The 20001-nt window shown below is 56.5% G+C and carries 10 protein-coding genes; all 10 read right to left on the minus strand.

The genetic code is table 11. The features are described 5' to 3' along the window. Positions 1 to 609: 609 nt before the first annotated feature. Positions 610 to 4767: a UvrD-helicase domain-containing protein gene (locus J2Z70_RS09715; RefSeq protein WP_209872094.1), complete on the minus strand. Its 4158-nt coding sequence runs from the start codon at positions 4765 to 4767 to the stop codon at positions 610 to 612. Beyond that, the gene (addB, locus tag J2Z70_RS09720) at positions 4764 to 8324 is read right to left on the minus strand and encodes a helicase-exonuclease AddAB subunit AddB (RefSeq protein WP_209872096.1); all 3561 of its coding nucleotides are present in this window, start codon (positions 8322 to 8324) and stop codon (positions 4764 to 4766) included. The genes J2Z70_RS09715 and addB overlap by 4 nt, the downstream gene beginning before the upstream one ends. A gap of 257 nt (positions 8325 to 8581) precedes the next feature. Further along, positions 8582 to 10618: an alginate lyase family protein gene (locus tag J2Z70_RS09725; protein WP_209872098.1), complete on the minus strand. Its 2037-nt coding sequence runs from the start codon at positions 10616 to 10618 to the stop codon at positions 8582 to 8584. After that, positions 10615 to 10950: a cupin domain-containing protein gene (locus J2Z70_RS09730; RefSeq protein WP_209872101.1), complete on the minus strand. Its 336-nt coding sequence runs from the start codon at positions 10948 to 10950 to the stop codon at positions 10615 to 10617. The genes J2Z70_RS09725 and J2Z70_RS09730 overlap by 4 nt, the downstream gene beginning before the upstream one ends. A gap of 78 nt (positions 10951 to 11028) precedes the next feature. After that, the gene (locus J2Z70_RS09735; RefSeq protein WP_209872105.1) at positions 11029 to 12447 is read right to left on the minus strand and encodes an ABC transporter substrate-binding protein; all 1419 of its coding nucleotides are present in this window, start codon (positions 12445 to 12447) and stop codon (positions 11029 to 11031) included. A 145-nt stretch (positions 12448 to 12592) separates the two neighbouring features. Next, on the minus strand, positions 12593 to 14200 hold the full coding sequence (locus tag J2Z70_RS09740; RefSeq protein ID WP_209872108.1) for a response regulator: 1608 nt from the start codon (positions 14198 to 14200) through the stop codon (positions 12593 to 12595). A 9-nt stretch (positions 14201 to 14209) separates the two neighbouring features. Next, on the minus strand, positions 14210 to 15964 hold the full coding sequence (locus J2Z70_RS09745; protein ID WP_209872112.1) for a sensor histidine kinase: 1755 nt from the start codon (positions 15962 to 15964) through the stop codon (positions 14210 to 14212). A 64-nt stretch (positions 15965 to 16028) separates the two neighbouring features. Beyond that, on the minus strand, positions 16029 to 16871 hold the full coding sequence (locus J2Z70_RS09750) for a carbohydrate ABC transporter permease (RefSeq protein ID WP_245368138.1): 843 nt from the start codon (positions 16869 to 16871) through the stop codon (positions 16029 to 16031). A gap of 54 nt (positions 16872 to 16925) precedes the next feature. Next, complete coding sequence (locus J2Z70_RS09755; protein ID WP_209872118.1) at positions 16926 to 17816, minus strand: carbohydrate ABC transporter permease; 891 nt, start codon at positions 17814 to 17816, stop codon at positions 16926 to 16928. A 697-nt stretch (positions 17817 to 18513) separates the two neighbouring features. Next, positions 18514 to 19917: a class I SAM-dependent rRNA methyltransferase gene (locus J2Z70_RS09760; protein ID WP_209872121.1), complete on the minus strand. Its 1404-nt coding sequence runs from the start codon at positions 19915 to 19917 to the stop codon at positions 18514 to 18516. Between the last annotated feature and the right edge of the window lie 84 nt (positions 19918 to 20001).

The raw sequence follows: 20001 nt of genomic DNA on the forward strand, positions 1-20001 counted from the left end.
GCATATATTCGGACCATTCACCTGCATACGAGCACCATGTATACTGTTTTTCATATACATTCGGTTCATATGCCTGCACGCGAGCACCATGTATGCTGTTTTTCACATACATTCGGTTCATACGCCTGCGCGCAAGTACAATGTATGCTGTTTTTCGCATATATTCGGACCATTCACCTGCATACGAGCACCATGTATACTGTTTTTCATATACATTCGGTTCATATGCCTGCACGCGAGCACCATGTATGTTGTTTTTCGCATATATTCGGACCATTCACCTGCGTGCAAGCACCATGTATGTTGTTTTTTAGATACATTCGGGCCATATGTCGCTGTTCCAGCCGGTTGCATTCGGCTTATAGCATACATCCAGCCTTTAACCGATGAGATTAGATACACTCTTGCTCTTCCCGGCGATCCTTCAGCCACATTCAGCCAGCAAAGCCACTCTACGAATCATTCATAGAACTCTTATCCATAAATATCATTTCAGTCGACAGCCAACGCACTTCAGACCGCAAGCATGTATTAGTCTAAAATACCGCGTAGCACCCTAGATCCGCCTCATCCTCATCCGCTGCAGCTACCGCAACCCTTCCCCGCCAATCACAATCTCACAGCATGTCCGCCGTCGAAAAAGTACAGCCATATCTCGCTGACCGGCTCGCCCAGAATATCCAGCAGCGCCTTGCTGTACAGCTCCAGCTGGAAACGGTATTTGTCCGACAGCTGTGTAAGCCCGTCTCCATGCGGAGGGATATGATCTGTTTTGTAATCCAGCAGAATCAGCCGCCCCTCTTCCCGGAACAGGCAGTCAATCACCCCTTGAATCAGTACCGTCTCTGCAAAATCACCGCCACCGCGTTCATCCGCAAGTCCGGCAGCCGCTTCGTCCAGATAGTCAAGCCCCCGGTAGGCTTCACCGGCTGGCATCGTGTAACTGAAGGGCTGCTCTCTGGTCTTCCAGGCAGAATGGAACAGTCTGTGTCCCAGCTCACTCCGGCAGAACTGCTCAACTTCCTCCAGCACCACCGCATCCGCCTGTTCCTTGCTAAGGATAGCAAGCCTTTCAAGACGCGCAAGCGTAGCCTCCAGCACAGACCGGTCTACCGGCTCATCCAGAGGAATATGCTGCATCACCGTATGGTAAGCCGTTCCGCGCTCGGCAGGGGTAAGTCCCCGCTGCTCCATGAATTTCGGCCGCTGGAGATGCAGGCTGTCCCTATACCCGCGTTCACTCCGTTCGTCCGGTCCACCCGGGAGCTTCCGCTCCTCCAGCTGGTCGTAAGACGGCTGCTCCTGCATCGATAATAATCCCTTGAGCTCGGTAACCGAGGTCTTAGCAGGGATGCTTGACGCTGCCGCATACCGGTAAGTCCAGCCCAGTCTCTCTGCAATCTGCGCAGCTGCCGGGGTCTCAGGTGTTGACACCGCCCTGCCCCTGCGGAGCGCCTCCAGCATCACCCGGCGTTGTTCGTTTTTGTCCTGATCGCCGTCCCCGGCAAGAAAAGCGCCAGGGCTAAGCTCCGCTGCACCAGTCACCGTAATGCTCCAGTTCGACTCATCGCCATGCAGCACCGTGGATACCGGTCCCTCGCTGACTGCCAGCTTGCGCAGAATAGCAGCGGCAGGGTGGCGGATCAGCGCCGGTCCCACCCAGTCCAGATAGCTGCGGCCCCGGGCCAGCAGGTGATCCGCCAACAACAGCTCTTCGCGGCCCTGCATCGCGGCCCAGCCGGATACCGCGCGCGGCAGATCCCTGACCGTGCCGACCAGAATCATTTTGTCGCGCGGACGGGTCAGTCCGACATAGAGCACGCGCATCTCCTCAGCGAGCAGCTCCAGCCGCGAACGGCGGTTAATCGCCAGATAGGGCAGCGTCGGGTAGCTGACCCGGGTCTCCCGCTCCACGAAACGCGGCCCGAAGCCTAGCTCCTTATGCATCAGGAACGGGGAATGCAGGTCCTGACGGTTGAACATTTTGGCCATACCTGCCAGGAAGACAACTGGGAACTCCAGACCCTTGGATTTGTGGATCGTCATAATTCTGACGCCCCCGGCCTCTTCACTGCTTCCTCCGGCAACCCCCAGATCGCCGCCGTTCTCTCTCAGCCGTGAGATGAATACCAGGAAGCGGAACAACCCTCTGGCCGAGGTCTCGTTCTCGAATTGAACAGCCCGGTCATACAGCGCCTTCAGATTGTTCTGGCGCTGAAAGCCTCCGGGAAGCCCTCCGACCCACTCCAGATACCCGCTCTCCCGGTAGATCCTCCAGATCAGCTCGCTTAAGCTTCCTTGCCGGGCAGCATTCCTCCAGTTCTTCAGCCTATCCAGGAAGGACTTAAGCTTACGCTGCAGCGTAAGCGGAATATCCCGCAGCGCCGCAGAAGCATCGGTTCCGCCAGCCATATCTTCCTGTACACTCTCATTTCCAGACGATGGCGTAAGCTCTGACGCAGCGGCTGTCTCTCCGGCTGTGTCACCGGTACCGGCCCCCTGCCCCGCCAGCAGCGCGGCCTCCCAGAACAGATCCGGCGGATTGTCCCTCAGTGCCTCCCCTGCTTCAGAAGCCGCAACCAGCGCATCGTAGAACGTCCCTCTACTGCACAGCCGCACCTTCGCCAGCTCTTCCTCGCGAAGATTCACTACCGGTGAGCGCAGCACTCCGGCCAGGGGAATGTCCTGGCGGGGATTATCGACAATCTGCAGCAGGGAGAGGGCAATCTCTACCTCGGTAGCCTGAAAATACCCCTTGTTCTGGTCCCCGTATGCCGGAATACCTTCAGCCCGCAGCTCCTCAATCATCAGCGGCGTCCATACCCGGGCCGAACGCAGCAGAATGACAATGTCGCCGTATACGACGGGGCGCATAATCCGCAGTCCTTTATCATAGATCAGCAGCGGCTCACCGCCGGTCATTCCCGTCATCTGCGAGATACGCCGGGCAATAGCCCGTGCTTCCAGCTGTGCAGTCTCACTCTCGGCAGCCTCCAGCTCCAGAAGCGGCAGCTCATCGCCCTCTGCCGCTTCATCCGCCGGTCCCTGGGCTGAGCCTCCTTTGTCAATCAGCAGCAGCTCCGGTGCAAAATAAGTGTCCGGCCCTTTCTCCGCAGCTCCCGGGAAGTTCGCTCCATACACCAGCTCTGCCCGCTCATCATAACTGATCTCTGCGACATTGCTGTCCATGATCTGCCGGAAGACCATATTCACCGCATTCACCACTTCCAGCCTGCTGCGGAAATTGCGGGCCAGATCGATGACGAGGCCATCTCCCCGTTCCTCCTGTCCAGGATCAGCCTCCGCCCGGCCATCTGGCTTGTCTCCATATGATGGATCATTACTGAACCTTCGGTATTTGTCCAGGAACAGGCCCGGCTCCGCTAAGCGGAACCGGTATATACTCTGCTTCATATCCCCGACCATGAAGCGGTTGCCGGGGGATTCCCGGGAGATCAGCCGGACAATCTCCTCCTGTACACTGTTGGTGTCCTGGTATTCATCCAGCAGCACTTCGTCGAACTGGCTGCGGTACTCCATCGCCGCATCCGACGGCAGCGAATGCCCCGGCTGCGAGTCCGGATGGCGCAGAATTTGCAGGCAGTAATGCTCCAGATCACTGAAGTCCACCAAGCCCCGGCCAGCCTTCTCCAGCCGATAGCGCTCGCCGAACGTGATTACCGTCTCCGCCAGCTCCTGCATCAGCGGAGCCGCCGTATGAAGTTCACCCAGGAAGGATTCCGCCGGACGGCCGAACAAGGATTTTTGCAGCTCGAGCAGGCTCTTCTTCACCTGATCCCGGATCGTCTTCACGCTCTCCTGAAGCAGCGGATCAGTGGCATCCTTCTTGCATGGCTTCAGCTTCCCGAAGGAGATCTCCATGAAGATATCATACAATCCGGCCCAGGGCTGCGAGTCCACCGCGTCCAGCAGGCCCTGCGCCATTTCCAGATCGGCAGCAAGATTATCCGCGTAAGGCGCCGGACCGCCGGGCTGAAGCGCAATCTCATGCCCCTGCTCCAGCTGGCTGATCGCCCCCTTCAGCGTAAGCCGGGCTTCGGCAAGAATGCTCTGCACCCAAGCCGTATGGCTCAGAGCCTCGGCATCCGGCAGCGCAAAGTCGGCTGCGGTATCCCGCAGCCACTGCGCAGGCCAGGGATGGCTGCGCGCGAAATCATGCAGCCGCTGAATCAGCGAGTGCACCGCATCATCACTCCGTTCACCGCTGAACCAGTCTGCGAGCTGTACGAACAAGGTATCTTCGCCGTCCCCGGCAACCTCGCCGTATTTCTCTTCCAGCAGCTCTTCCAGCAGCTCCTGGCGCATCATCTCCGCCTCATGCTCATTCAGGATACGGAAGCCGGGATCGATCGGAATCATCTGGTAATACCGGCGGATGACTTCAAGACAGAAGGAATGGAGGGTGGTGATGGAGGCTCTGCCCAGGAGAGCAAGCTGGCGGCGCAGATATTCGTTCCTGCCTTCACTGTCCTCCTCCAGCTTGCGCTCAAGCGCTTCCCGGATACGCTGCCGCATCTCGGAGGCGGCAGCCTTGGTGAAGGTTGCCACCAGCAGCCGGTCCACGCTGAAGCCCGCTTCCTCATTGCTGATTTTGCGGATAATCCGCTCGACGAGAACCGCCGTTTTGCCGGAACCGGCTGCCGCCGCCACGAGAATATCGCTGCCGCTCTCGGCAATGGCACGCCACTGGTCGTCACTCCACAGACTGCCCTCCGGCTTCGTATCGGGTACAGGTCTTGTGCTCACAGCTTCTCTCCTCCTTTGCGGGACAGCAGATCCCAAATCACTTCTTTGCCCGGCTTACTTAAGATGTTATAACTATTGCCCTCCACCGCCTCATCGAACTGGCAGACGGGACGGAAGGAGCAGAAGGTGCAGGCCGTCTCCTGATGGATGCGGTATGGCTGTATCGCCACATCCCCCTCTGTAATGCTGGTCCCGATCTCAGAGATCGTGCTGCGCACCGAGGACCGCAGCTGCCCCCATTGCTCTGGGGTAGCTACAGATGCGCTGCTGTAGAAGCTGCCGTCACTCTTCAGCGCTACCGGAACAATAGAGGAATACCCTTTGTCTAGTGTGGTATCCATCAGCGACACTACCTCACGGTCGGCGGTCAGCAGGCCCTTCATCTTGAAACGCTTCATCAGCTCCTGCTCCGCCTGCTCCCGGTTCATTCCGTTGGCTGAGGTCAGGAGCGGATCATGAACGTGGAAATAGAGCGCCCCGGCAGGCAATGCTGCCTGGCCGAGCCATTGCTCGGAATAGGTCAGCAGCACATCAAGGTAAGTTAACATCTGCAACGACAATCCATAGTAGACCTCATGCAGCTTAAGATCCTTCTGGCTTGATTTGTAGTCGATAACCCGCAGCAGAATCCCCTGCTCTCCTTCAGCCTTATCCACCCGGTCAATCCGGCCGACCACCTCCATAACACAGCCGTTCGGCAGTGTAATTCTCAGCGGAGGCAGCTCCTGTCCGGGACCGAAATCCAGCTCCAGCCCGACCGGCTCGAAGCTCCCGCGCCGCGAATGCTCCCCGAGGATGACCGAAGCGCGGCCGACAATATTCTTCAGCTTGCGCGAGATATAGCCGTAGCGCTTGCTGCTTATCAGAATCTCTCCCTGTAACAGTGGAGACAGCTTGTCTACGGTCTTCCCCGCCTCCGTGCGGCATTCCTCCGCAGTCATGCTGCCCCAGCTGCGGCCTTGCTCCTGCAGCCGCTTCGCCATCTCACTGAGGGCCGCATGGAAGAGCTGCCCGATATCCGGGGCTTGGAGCTTGTAGAGCTGGCGCTCCTTCAGCCTCAGTCCGTAGGAAGCGAAATGGGAGAAGGAGCAGGCAACGAACCGCTCCATCCGTGACACGCTGCCGCGCAGCGTAGAGCCGCCATACAGGCGCAGGCTGGTCTCCTTCTTCAGCCGTATACCTTCATTGCGGTAGAACAGCGAGCCGAGCAGCCGCTCCAGCTTAAGCTTCATGGACAGATCCGCCTGGCGGTATTCCGCTGCCTGTTCGCCCGCAGGCTTGTCTGCGCCCTGCTCCGCCGCAAACCAGTTATAGACCTCCCACCACATACCGGGTATCTCTGCCCCTTGACGCCACTGGCGGAGCTGAAGCAGCAGCATGCGCAGTGTCTGCTCAGGATGGCCGATGAAGTCCATATGGGCAGCGTCGTCATCATTGCCGCTCTGCGGGAAGCCGGAGAGGAATTGTTCATCTAACTGCTGCGGGAACATTCCCTGCAGCTGGCGGAAGACCTCCGAAGGCAGCAGCGCTTTGCCCTCATCATCAGCTACAGCATAGCTGATCCACAGCTTCCTGCTGGCCGTCGTAAGCGCATTGTAGATCAGGAAACGTTCATCCAGCAGCTTCCGGGATGAGCCCGGCGCAAGCTCCATACCGGACTTCTCCAGCATAAGCCGTTCCCCTTCGGACAGAATGCCGTCTTCCTTGAACTGTGCCGGAACCACTCCTTCGTTGAAACCGAGCAGGAAGGCGTACTTCACTCCCGACACCCGGGTACGGTCCATCGTACCTACCAGCACCTGGTCAAGTGCGGGCGGGACGAGCCCCATTTTAAGCTCAGCCAGCCCGGTCTCCAGCACCCCGGCGAACAGGCTGAATTCTATCCGTTCCTTGCCCATCATCTCGGCAATCTGGTCCAGCAGACCCAGAACAGCGCCCCAGAGCTGGCTATGCTCCCGGGCAGCTTCCGGGCGGCCTTGCTTCAGAGACTCCGCTCCCATCCCTTCGAGCTTCCGTGCCGCTTCCGTATCCTCCAGCAGCAGATATACCGCCCGGCATAGCTCCAGACCGCTGCGGCTGGCTTTGATTCTCTGCTCAAATGCCTGCAGCGGTCCTGTAATCGCACTCCGGCAGGCTTCCATTCTGGATAGCATGGCTTCATCTACAGCCTCACTGCCCTCCAGGGAGAGGCGCGGAATCCCCTTCCAGGAGCGCCCGTCCGTCCAGCGATAGCCGTGAATGCCGCAGGCCAGCACATAGTTCTCCAGCTCATCCATATGGGCACGGGTAATGTTTCCGTCCAGCGGGAGCAGCAGCTCTGTCTTCACGCAGCGGAACACATCTTCATAACGCCAGCGGCGGCGGACGACATCGAGAGCGGAGCGGATGAATTCCACCAGCGGATGATGCAGCTCACTCTGCTTCTGGTCCAGGAAGAACGGAACGCCGAAGTCCTGAAATAACGGGGCAATCAGCGGCTCATAATCAGCCATATTGCGCATGAATACCGCCATTTCCCCATATTTAGCCCCCGATTCTCTAGCCAGGGCCTGCATCTCGCGCAGCACGCCCTCCACCTCGGTGCGGCGTGAAGCCCCAGCCCGGATGCTGATGGCTTCCTTCACCTGTTCAGCCGGTCCCGTCCAGGGTTGCCGGCGCTGTAATCCGCGCTCCAGATGCGCGAGTACGGGAGCGTCCTTGAACCTTGGCAGGACGGGCGGAGCCAGCAGCTCATCCCATACGATAAGTCCCATCTCCTCCGCTATTCCCCGGAGCTTAATGTAAGTAACCGCCGCCGGATGGAACAACTCCAGCTCGTGCGGGGCAACGCCCGGCGGATAGATCCGGTCCAGTGTGAGCGCAATGGTCATTGTGTCCGCGTACTGCATCAGCTCACGCAAGACGATGAGTTCCTGGTTGCTGAAGCCGTGGAAGCCATCCACCCAGATCTCGGCGCCGCGGATATAGGCAGAGTCTGCAATATGCTCAGCCAGTTCGGCCAGTCTGTCCTCTTCATCTATATAGAGCTGTGACATCTCCTGGTCCAGCTCGCTGAAGACGAGATGCAGATCATCCAGCTTCCCGGCCAGAATAGGGCTGCCCAGCGTGGCATCCCGCATTCTGCCGATCTGCTCCTCCAGGTCTCCGGCTCCAAGACAGCAGCGCTTAAGCTCCGTATGCAGGCTGCTGAGCCGCTCCACAAATCCCGGCCGGTCCGAGGAAGCCCCGAACAGCTTCAGCTCCTCCTTGCGCTTGCTGATAATCTTGTAGATCAGCATCTTCTTGCCTTCTTCACTGATAGGCAGACTTGCGCTGCCACCGGTCTCCTGCTTCACCCGGTAGGCAAGCCGCGAGAAGCTGAGCGTCTGGGCACGCAGACTCCCCTTCACGCCGCCCGCCGCCAGCAGTCCCCGTTCCGCTCCGAACGATCCCTGCTCGGGAACAAGTATAATGATCGGGGCCCCCAGCGGCTCTGCCTTCAGCCTGGAGGATACCCGCTCCCATATTGTAGTCGTCTTGCCGCTGCCCGAGCGGCCGATGATGAAGTTAACCGTCATTTCAGCAGACTCCTTCCGTTGAACCCTGGCACTCAATGCAATACCAGAATCTATGAAACTTCTCGTCTCAATAGTATAGCATACCTCCACCGCACGCTCCAGAACGTACGTTTGCCATTGTTTGCAATTGCAGAAATAAAGAAGACTCTCCCGGAGCCGCGCAAACGGCGGGCGGAAGAGTCTGAATAAATGCATGTAAATTAGGTTCAAGGCTAACAGTTACTGCTGCAACTCCTCCCAAGTGAAGCACAAGACCCTTATTCCCTCCGCTCCGTCCAGCCCAGGGTGTCCGGGCCGATTACAATGGTGCCGATCGCATCTCCGTATACATAGGACAGCTCGACCCGCCGCCGCTCCGCATCCACCACGCAGGTGCTCACGTGCAGCGGACCGCTGCCGTCTGCCGCATCGCCGGGCAGACACAGGGTCAGAATTCCAGCCTTACCGGCCCAAGCCGCCCGGCCCTCGATTACCGGAATCTCCGATTTGGAGCCGTAGACCTCCGATACCCAGCCCTGCTCCTTATTCACCGTGAACTGTTCATCCTTCAGGCCGCTGGTCATCCAGCTCATATTCAGCTTCACTGTAGAGCCGGGATAGACCACGGTTGCTGCAGTCCGTGCGGCGACGGCAAATCCTCCAGCTGCGTCTCCTCCGGTTCCAATAAAGGCTGTTTCAGCTTCAACTTCAGCTTCTCCGCCCACTGCCTCTCCAGCCTCTCCAGCCGCTCCGGCTCCGGAAGACAGCTCCAGCACCGCCTCCGGGTGCAGATGGAACCGCTGCTTCAGCTCATGCTCGCCATCCGCCTCCAGCCAGTCGGCAATCAGCAGCAGCGGCACCTCCACGCCCAGCAGCACCCAGCGCCGGTGCATTACCGGACCGGGAAGACGGATGTATCCGTCATGCGCGGCATCAATGAAGTGGTAACGGCTGTTGCTCTCCCAGCGGAACGTGCTGGCCTTAGCCACAGGCTCGCCCCATTGCTGGGTAGAGATATACGGCGTCTGATCCAACCCGTCTATGGTAATAGTGTTGTGTGCCCGGGTGCTTTTGAAATAACGGCGCCATTCCCCTTCCTCATAGGTGTACCTCCCGGTATCGGTGAAGAGCAATTGCCCGTTCCACATCCACTCCAGATTCAGCGCATCGGCATGACCGTGCGCTCCGCCCATCTCTGCGGCATCGAAGAACAGATACTGCTGCGGGTCCCGCATCACATAATACCCGGTCTGCACAAAAGCCACGCTGCTCACCGAAGGCGCAGACTCCGCCTGAAGCTGCACACACCGCTCATACGCCTCGGCTCCCAGCAGCCAGAGGCATTCTGCATTGCCCGTGCCGCGTCCGACCAGTGCATCATCCTTCAGAATGGCGCCCAGCAGCGTCAGCCGCTGCCGGCCGCTGCTGATCCAGTCGGAATCGCCGATCCCGGTGGACTGGTGATCCGGGCGGACCAGCGCTTCGGTGAACGCGGCCATCTTGCGGAGCTGCCCGCCGTACCAGGCGGAGAACGGGTGGCCGGATAACGCGCCCAGCAGATAAGGCGTTCCGAACATCTCAATGGCCGCATCATGATAATGGGTGGTCAGCTCAATCTGAATCCCTTCCGGCCCGACCTGATGCAAAAGGCACAGCTCCAGGCGCTCCCCTGCCAGCTGCCGCCAATACGGTGCGCGCGGATGCCCGTGATGGAAGACAGCAATCATATAGAGGCCCTGCATATGCATAATCGCATGATTGATCTCCGTGCTGCCCAGGTAGCGGGTCAGATATTCAGCATGCTCCGCAAGCCCCTCCAGCAGCTCACTGCGGAAGTGTCCATCCAGCAGCGGGCTATCCTCCATATATTTGTACGCAGATATCCAGGACTGCACCCGCAGGCCGGTCTCCAGCAGACGCCATGGACCTAGCTTCTGGAAAAATACCGCTTCCTCATACGACGGGATCACAGGAACCGGGTTCTGCTCGCGCCAGCTGCGGAAATGCTGCATAAAGGCCGTAACGTATTCCGGCTTGCCATTCATCAGATAGGCCTTGCCCAGATCCAGCATATGCCAGTGGCGGTTGATGCCCCAGGTGAATTCGGGGTCGTTCGTAGGATTATGCAGCCAGTCTACCACCGGCTTGCCCAGCGGAATCCAGCGGCTCAGATCACCGGTATAAGGAATAATGAATTCATTGTCCACGGCATGCTCGGCAATCCGGACCGAGTTCTGCGCCTCGTTGGGGAAATGACGGACATAATAAGCGGCAGCGCTGCGCAGCTCAGATGCGTTCAGATAATAATCCTTCATTCCTGCTTCTCCAGGAAGTCCTCACGAAACGGATTGAACACATCCAGAATCACGGAATCCTCCAGCGCCTTCACACCATGCGGAATATTGTAGCCGGCATAGAAGCTGTCGCCCGCCTTCAGAATACGCGTCTCCTCCCCGACCTTGACCTCAAAGCTGCCCTTCACTATATAGCTGATCTGCTCATGCGCATCATGGGAATGAATCTCGCCGATGCCGCCTTTGGCGAAGGTAACCTCCACCATCATCAGTGATCCGCCTCTTGCCAGCAGGGTACGGGAACTGCTCTCATTCAGAACCGTCTTTGCGGCTTGGCTATTCTCTATAATCATTTCGGATCTGCTCCTCTCTCAATATGCAAGAAAGCGGCCGAATTGATCATGCATCGGCCGCCACCTGAACCTTACCTCTTATTCCTCGGTGGATAATTTACCCTGCAGCTTCGATGCGTCAAAGCTTGGATCGGCCACAATATCCGTTGCGCCGGAGGCTCTTGCTTTCTCTAATGAGACATTATACCGGGTATCCAGGTCTTTGATAATGCTGTCCACATCGCCGCCGGTGAAGACGAATGCCGAGAACGCATCGCTCCATTTGCTGCCTTCCAGTGACCCTTCTGTAATGGTCAGCGGGTTCGCCGGATAAATCGCGTCATAACGCTTCGGCAGGAAGCCTTCAATGCCGGGAATGCTTGGTTTTTTGCCGGAGCTGATGACTGTAGGGATCAGGGAGATGCCGTAGCCTTTTTCATAATACTCGCTCTGCAGGCTGTCGCTGTACACATACTCCATGAACTTCCACGCTGCTTCCTTATGCGTGCTGTCCGCGCTGATGCCGATGTAAGAACCGCCGATAATCTGTGATGCGCCTTTGATTGTTCCATCTGTTGTCGGTACAGCAACGGCAGCCCAATTAGCGGTAGTCGGGAACTGGTCTTTGTAGACGCCGGGCTCTGCCGAGTGGTTAATGTACATGCCGATTTTGCCTTGGGCGAACTGCGCACGCAGCGGATCGATATCCAGGCTCTCTACGCCCGGCAGCATGCTGCCGTCTTCGTTCATCTGACGCAGCGCCAGCGCAATATCCTTGTACATACTGAAGTCGAATTGGCCGGTCTTGTAATTGTAGCCGTCAATGCCGGTATTGTTGCTCGCGCCCGCTACGGTATTGGATGCACGCCAGAAGCCGCTTGAGCTCTTGAACGGGCTGGCGAAGCCGTATATGCCGTCCTTTTTGCCGGTTTCGGTAATCTTTTTGGCGGCAGCAACCATCTCGTCCAGTGTTTTCGGCGGATTCTCAATGCCCGCTTGCTTGAAGATATCTTTATTATAGATCAGTCTCCAGATCTGTCCGGTGTTGGGCAGGGTATAGGTCTTGCCGTCCACGGTATTCTTGTTCTCCAGCAGGCTGTCCTTGAAGGTCTCCTTCATCTCGCTGCTCATATAGTCATTGATCGGGGCCATGTAGCCTTTTTTGTAATAGGTCTGGAAGTCGTTGATCTGAAGCACATCAGGAGCCTGCTTACTGGCAAAAGCGATATCTACCGCCTGCGGATAGTTGTCCCCCATCACGGTCATTTCCACTTCGATGTTATCCTTATTCGTCTTGTTGAACTCATCAATCTTGGATTTCATGAAATCGGCGTCGTGACGGTCGGGTGTCCAGTAGAGGATTTTGGTTTTGCCGCCGCTTGCTGCCCCGTTATCTCCCTTGGTGTCCGCCGGTTTGCTGTTACTTGCCGCGGGCTCCTTATTGCTGTCGGCAGCGCAGCCGGCCAGACTGAGTGCCAGCACTGTACTCATTGTTGCAACAACCCATTTTTTATCCATCGTTATGCCCCCTTGTGCTTGTCCTGACAGCCTGCAATCGGCTATCTGTTAACGTAATCATAATGGTTCCGCTTTCAGTGGGGTGAGGGACATTCTAACTTTGTAAGGGGGAAAAAATGCTTGTCCCTGTTCCTTCGTCTCCTGCTTATTTCAGGTATTTCTGCCGGAACGCTGTGGGCGTAAGTCCGCAGTATTTTTTGAACAGGCCGCTGAAATAAGGGCGGTCCTCATAGCCGAGCATCAGGGAAATCTCCTGCACCTGCGCCCCGGCAATCAGCAGCTCCTTCGCCCGCTCCATCCGCAGCTTGGTAATATACTGAATCAGCGTCATGCCTGTCTCCTTCTTGAAGGCGCCTGCGAAATAGCTCGGACTCAGATGGACGGCCTGCGCGCAGCTGTTCAGGGTCAGATTCTCCTCCAGATGCAGCCGTATATATTCTCTGGCCCGGTTAATGGACTGCGTTACATCACGGAACTGCTTGCTATCGACGAATTCGCAGCCCATGCTGGCGAAGTGATTGATATAGCTTTTCCACCCGCCAAAGGTTAAAGAACGGTTCTCCTCCAGCGCCGTCAAGTCAGCCTCCAGCTGTATGCGCTCCTCTTCCGTGATTTCATCACAGAACGCCCGGTACATAGCGAAGGTCAGCCCGGACAACAGACGGACCATCGATAGCGGATCAGGATATCTGCCGGAGATGTTCCACTGCCGGAAGATCTCGCCGATAATCTCATGACAGCCTTCTTCATTACCGGATTTGAGCGCGTACAGCAGCTCCTTCACCTTCTCCTCAGGATAGTCCGGGGCTGCGCGGTTCTCCGGGTCCAGCTCTGTGAAGCGGAAGATACAATTCCCCTCACTGTAAAAACGGTAGGCCAGCGCTTTGGCCGCATGCACGAAGGAGGCCCGGATCTCACGCGGTCCCCGTGCCGCTGTGCCAAGGCCGATCGAAACGGTATTCTTGCTGTATTTCTCCACATTCTCACGGCACAGCTCCAGCAGCTCCACCGTATCCATGGCCTCCGGCGGATTAAAGATCGCGGCCAGCCGCTGTCTGCTCTCGCGCAGCACAACGCCGTGCGTGTGCATTTTCAACGTCTCGTCCAGTATGTTCTTGATCGCAAAAGGAATGATCTCACTGTCATCCAGATGCAGGGTGTACCCGTATTCGGTATAACAGTCCAGCTCAATAGCCATCACCAGCAGATTGCCGGCGTCCAGGTCGATGCCAAGCTCCTGCCAGCGGCTGTCACTCAGGCTGATATGGTTCTCCTGGCGCAGCAGAGCGGTGAGATAATCCTGGCGCAGTTGCGCATGGCTGGCCATCATCTTCTGCTCCATTTGCTGTATCTGCTCTGCTCTCGCCCGCTCTTCTTCAATAGTCTGCTTCACCTTCAGCACAGCGGCCACAATCTCCGGCTGGGTGAACGGCTTCAGCAAATAGTCGGAGGCGCCCAGCTTGATCGCCTCCTGCGCATAGCTGAAATCCGAATACCCGCTGATGAATATGAATTTGGCCCGCAGCTTCGCTTCGGCAGCCCGTCTCATCAGCTCAAGACCACTGAGCTTCGGCATGCGGATATCGCTGATAACGATGTCGGGGTCCTTCTCCAGCAGCAGCTCCCAGCCCTGCTCACCATTGCCGGCGGTCCCCGCCACCTCCATTCCATGATCCGCCCACGGGATCGTTGAAGCAATTCCTTTGACGACAGTCTGAATATCATCCATTACGCACAGGGTCAACGGGTTCATGGCAGCCTCCTAAAGGATCGGTATCGTGACGGTTACAGTTGTGGCAATATCGGGAATGCTGCTGAAGGCAATCGATGCAGATTCTCCGTAGTGCAGGCTGAGCCTGCTGCGCAGGTTGGACAAAGCATATCCCCTGCGCTCCGCTTCGGTGCCGTTCACCGCATTCGCAAGCTGAGCGGCATCCATGCCGCAGCCGTTGTCCGTGACCCGCAGGATCAGGAATCCGGCAGCGCGGTAGATGCGGATCTCAATTCTGCCTAGCTCCGCTTTGTCGCGGAAGCCATGCAGAATTGAATTTTCCACCAGTGGCTGAAGCAGAATCTTCAACATCCTGACGGACAGATAGGCGTCATCCTCCACCTCTATCGTATAGGTGAACAGATTCTCATAGCACTTCTGCTGGAGCTGCAAATACTGCCGGACATGCTGGACCTCCTGCTGGAGGGTCGTAATATCATTCCCGTTGTTCAGCCCCAGGCGGAAGAGGAGCGACAAGGCGACGATCATCTCGCTGACATCGCTTTTCTCGCCATTCTCGCTTTTCCAGAAGATCGTATTCAGCGTGTTGTATAAGAAATGAGGGTCCACCTGTGCCTGTAACGCCTTGACCTCCGACTTGCGCTTCTCCTGCTCCGAGGTCCGCACCTCCTGAATCAGAACCTGAATCTGGTCTAGCATCCGGTTGAACTTATGACCCACGGCGCTCACCTCATCCTCATATCGGCTCTGAAACCGTACATCCAGGTCGTTATATTCTACCTCCACCATCAGACGCTGCAGCTTGTTGAGCGGCCCCAGCAGTGCAGAGGCGAGCAGGTTAGACAAGGCCAACGCGACCACGGTACAGATCAGCATAATCCAGAAGATCAGCCAGCGGATCTGCTTCAGCGGCTGCAGCAGGTCTGCTTTGGACTGAATGCTGACCATGACCCAGTCCTCATTCATCGACAGCGTGCTGTAATTGACGAGCAGCTCCTCGCCTGAGGCATTGATATAGTTGAAATCTCCTGCCGTCCCTTGGTTGAACCGGCTGACGAAATTCTGCTCCGTATTGAACGCGTAGGTCTGCGTCTCCGGCCGGATGACCATCGATCCATCCTTTTGCAGCAAAAAGAGCTGAACCTGATTATTCATCAGATCCTGCTCCAGGATAGACCTCATCGCCTCCTCCTTCATGTTCACAACCATATAGACGTCCGGGAAATTATGATTGTCAATTACCGTTGGCTTCAGCAGCAACGAAAGCACCCGGCCCTTCGACTGAAACAGCTCGCTCTGATGCGCCCCCAGCCACAGGGTATTCCAGCCCGGCCGCTCCAGATAGCTCCCGTACTTCTCCTTGAAGTTAGTCTTCCGTTCGGGGAAATCCTTAGTGGAGTAAAAGTCGCCAATCGGCGTACTTAGATAGGTCGTATCAATCAGCGGCTCCACCAGCTTAAGCTGGTCAAAGGAGGTCTGCAGCAGCGACAAATTCTGATAATAATGAGCGGAATTATTGTTGCTGACATCCTTCATCACTTGACCAAAGCTTTCACCCAGCATCAGGGAAAAGGAAGAGACCACGATATGCCGGAGATGCTCGTCCATCACCTGAACCGATTTGTTCAGAATGCCTTGCTTCAGCTCAAGGGCACTGCCCTGGATGCTGCGCGCCGCGAAGAGATACGAACCGACTCCGGTTACACTGATACAGAGAATGGCGAGGAAGATGTACAGCACCTGAATTCTTTTCTTCAAAGACTGCTTGTAGAAACCGAGTTTCATCCGTGAACCACTCCTTGCAACCCATTGTAACAACAGTGCGGGCGGAACACTACTCTTTCCGGGACTACCCTTTGACGGCGCCGAGTGTCACCTGCATGAAGGATTTGTTGGCGAACACATAGACCACCAGCAGCGGCAAAATGGACAGGCAAGCGCCGGCCATCATCAGCTGTACCTCTGACGCCGCTCCGATTCCGTAGCGCAGATTCGCCAGCCCGACCGGAAGCGTCTGGAGCTGGGGATTGCTCATCGTGAAGACCAGCGGCAGAATATATTCATTCCAGGACCCCTGGAACGCCCCCAGTCCGGCAACCGCCAGCGCAGGCCGCAGCAGTGGCAAGATGATACGCAGGTAGACAGAGTAGAAGTTGCAGCCATCGATCATCGCCGCTTCGTCCAGGTCACGCGGAATACTCTGGAAGAAGCCGATCAAGATGAAATAACAGGTGGCATGGGCGCTGATCAGGATAATAATGACGCCCCAGAGCGTCTTGTTCAGGCCGAGCATAACCATCAGGTCAAATTGCGGACGCAGCACCACAGCCCCGATAGAGATGAACAGCGTGGAGGCCATGAGCAGGGAGTACGCTTTTTTGCCGATAAAAGACACCCGGTTTACCGCATAGGCAGACATCGAAGCCACCAGCAGGGTGCCGACAGTGGTGACCACGCTTACAAATATACTGTTCAGCGTATAGCGGGAGAAGTTAGCATTCTTCCACGCTTCCAGGTAGTTCGAGAAATGCCAGCTTGACGGCCAAATGGTTGCACTGCCTGTCAGCTCCTGGTTCGTCTTGAACGAGCCCAGCACGACCATGATAATCGGGAACAAGGCCAGCAGGGCGGCCGCAATCAGAAAGATCCAGAGCACGGCCTTGCCGAGCGAGCGGGTCAGCAGTTGGGACATAACGGAACGGGTATGAGTACGGGTGTTATTCATTCTGCTCTCCTCCTGTCGGTTCTAGTACACATCGTTTAATTTCTTGGAGATCCGGAAGTAGACCAGCGTCACGCCGCCCACAATAACCGCAGTGGTGAAGCCGACTGCGCTGCCATAGCCGAGCTGCTGGATGGACTGCGCTTCCGCCGAGACCGGGAATAGGAGCTTGAACAGGTACAGGTACATGACTTCTGTTTTGCCGTACGGCCCGCCTTCGGTTAGCACCATAATGCTCTCATAGCCCTTCAGCGAGATGGTGATCGCCAGCATGATAATCATCTGCATCACTGGTCCCAGCAGCGGGATGGTCACATTCTTCAGCTTCTGGAATTCATTCGCCCCGTCCAGCGAGGCCGCTTCGTACAGATCATTCGGAATGCCTTGGAGTCCCGCGAGGAACAACAGCATATAGTTACCGACCGCACCCCAGATAGCAATAATGATGGTGGTCATCATCGCATGGTCGGCGCTGAGCCAGCCAATCGGTTCGTTGATGATATGGAAGCGGATCAGCAGCTGATTCAAGATCCCGTTATAGGAGTTGAAAATAATGAAGAAGACAATCGCCATCACCGAGGCGCTGAAGATCGTAGGCAGATAATAAATCGCCCGCAGAAAGGAACGCCCCTTCATTTTGCGGTTCAGGATAATCGCCAGCAGCAGCGACATCGGAATCGTCACCACGAGCTTGCCGAGCGCATAGATCCCGGTATTGCCGACAGCGGACCAGAACTGATGGTCGCGCATTACCCGCCCGAAGTTATCGAGGCCGATAAATACAGGCGTCCCGAACCCCTGATAGTCATAGAACATATAGCGCAAGGCCCACAGCAGAGGATAAATGCCGAACACCAGGGTCAGGAACAAGCTGGGAAATACAAAGACGTAGGCATGTATTTTTTTCTGTTTCATAAACGGCCCCCCTTAGAATCTGTACCTTGATTATAGAGGGTCCGCCTACGCTGCCGGGATAGGGAAATCAACTATTGAAAGGGGAGGATGTTACTGAGCTGGGGCGGGCGGCGAGAGGTGGGTGCGGCGGTGGCAGGATTGGGGCGGTGGGGGTGGATTGGAGCGGATTTGGTGCTTAGGTGTATTTGGTACAACTAAAAGCGGCCAAAATAGCTCGTTAACAGGTTTAAGTGTATTCTCTGCAACTAAAAATCCGGTTTTCACCGCTTCAGACACTCTAAGCCATTTTTAATTGTATAGAATACAGCTATCACAGCTTTTCTGGTTTTGAGCCATCTTTTAACTGTACCAAATACATCTATTTGTATTAGTGCTAACGACCGTTTCCCTCCTCACACATAACATTTGCCCCCCCTCCCTTCCCCACTTGCATACTCGTCCCGTAGCCCTCCTCTCCGGACCCATTGTGTTCGGTTTTTCGCTATTCGGTTTCTCGCACACATTCGGCCGGTCGACTTTTGCGGCGTGGGCCAATAGACTACTTTCTTATTCCCCTGCCCAGCCTCACCACGGGGTGTCCACGTATGGTTGATGAAGATAGGACAACTGCTGATTTTGAGTCTGAACCCTATAAAAAAGAGCCTCTATAAAAGAGACTCTTCCCGCAAAACCGGCTGGGCCGCCGGGTCTGAAACTTCTATTTGCTGCGCACCTCAAAGATGGCAAACTTGAGATAATGCCCCTCGTCCACGCCGAGAATCTGCGGATGATCCTTGCCTGCGGCCCGCCATTCGATCAGTCTCAGCACCTTGCCGGCATCCTTGGCCGCCTCCATGATCGTGTCAAGGAACAGCTGCGGCTGCATGTGGTATGAACAACTGGCCGTGACCAGATATCCCCCGTCATTCACCAACTTCATACCCTGCAGATTGATGTCTTTGTACCCGCGTACGGCACCTGCCACTGCACTTTTGGTCTTGGCAAAAGCGGGCGGGTCCAGAATCACGACATCCCATGTGCGTCCGCCCCCGGCGGTCATCGGCTTCGCGGTATCTGCCTTGGCAGCCGGTTTGCTTCCGCTTGTCCCTTCTGCCGCCGCGCCGCCCGTAGCACGCTCGGTGCGTTCCTCCTGACCCTTAACCTGATTGCGCAGGAAGGCAAATGCATCATCTACCACGAATTCCACCCGGTCGCTGAATCCGTTGATCTCCACATTGGCCTTTGCACTCTCGATGGCATGCGCGGATACATCCAGGCAGGTTACCTTCTTGGCACCGTACTTGCAGGCATGCAATGTGAAGCTTCCCGTATGCGCAAAGCATTCCAGCACAGTCGCACCATCCCAGTACGGGAAGGTGACAGGCTTGCCGCTTTTATTGACTGGCAGCGTCTGAAGTGAACCATCCTCGGCTGCTACGTTCTGCATTGTAATTCCGCTGCGCCCGCCCCAGCCCTTCATCAGCGGAGCAATCGATGCTCTATTCTCCCTCTGATCGAAGAAGTAGCCGGTCTTCTGCCCCTCTTCAATATCAACGATGACCTTCAGCCCGTTCTCACTTACGGTAATGTGGCGCGGGCATTCGCCGTAGAGCACACCCGTGGTCTGTTCCAGTCCCTCCAGCTCCCGCACACTGACATCGCTGCGCTCGTAGATGCCACGCGGCGCCATCACCTGCACCAGCGCCTCCACAATCTCGGAGCGGTGCTGATCCATAGCCAGTGTCAGCAGCTGCACCACAAGGACTTCACCGAAGCGGTCAATGATCAGCCCCGGCAGAAAATCCGCTTCCCCGTAGACCAGACGGTAAGCGTCCGCCCCCGGCAGGAAGCGTTCCCTATGCCGCAGACAGTCCGAGAACCGCTGTGCAAAAAACGCCGTGTCCATCGCCGCCAGCTTATGCTGCGACAGAATTCTCACCCGGATCTGTGAAGCCGGATTATAATACCCGGTAGCCAAGTACCGCCCCTGATGAGTCAGAACATCCACCAGTCCGCCTGGCTGCGGATCTCCGTCTACAGATGCTACTTCACTGGCGAAGACCCATGGATGGCCCTGCTCCAGTCTTTTTTTACGGTTGCGTTCCAGAATTACTGATGCCAATACCTTCAACTCCCTATTCTTGTTGCCAGATTAATATACATGTCCTATGCCTGGCGTTCATATATTGGTACAACCCCCGTAAAA

This window comes from Paenibacillus silagei (genome assembly GCF_017874735.1).
Classification (GTDB): Bacteria; Bacillota; Bacilli; order Paenibacillales; family Paenibacillaceae; genus Paenibacillus_AQ; species Paenibacillus_AQ silagei.

What these genes read in the sequence shown, in the direction of transcription:
- addB (WP_209872096.1), bottom strand. Translation starts at nt 8,324, where the DNA reads ATGACGGTTAACTTCATCATCGGCCGCTCGGGCAGCGGCAAGACGACT.
- J2Z70_RS09725 (WP_209872098.1), bottom strand. Translation starts at nt 10,618, where the DNA reads ATGAAGGATTATTATCTGAACGCATCTGAGCTGCGCAGCGCTGCCGCT.
- J2Z70_RS09730 (WP_209872101.1), bottom strand. Translation starts at nt 10,950, where the DNA reads ATGATTATAGAGAATAGCCAAGCCGCAAAGACGGTTCTGAATGAGAGC.
- J2Z70_RS09735 (WP_209872105.1), bottom strand. Translation starts at nt 12,447, where the DNA reads ATGGATAAAAAATGGGTTGTTGCAACAATGAGTACAGTGCTGGCACTC.
- J2Z70_RS09740 (WP_209872108.1), bottom strand. Translation starts at nt 14,200, where the DNA reads ATGAACCCGTTGACCCTGTGCGTAATGGATGATATTCAGACTGTCGTC.
- J2Z70_RS09745 (WP_209872112.1), bottom strand. Translation starts at nt 15,964, where the DNA reads ATGAAACTCGGTTTCTACAAGCAGTCTTTGAAGAAAAGAATTCAGGTG.
- J2Z70_RS09750 (WP_245368138.1), bottom strand. Translation starts at nt 16,871, where the DNA reads ATGTCCCAACTGCTGACCCGCTCGCTCGGCAAGGCCGTGCTCTGGATC.
- J2Z70_RS09755 (WP_209872118.1), bottom strand. Translation starts at nt 17,816, where the DNA reads ATGAAACAGAAAAAAATACATGCCTACGTCTTTGTATTTCCCAGCTTG.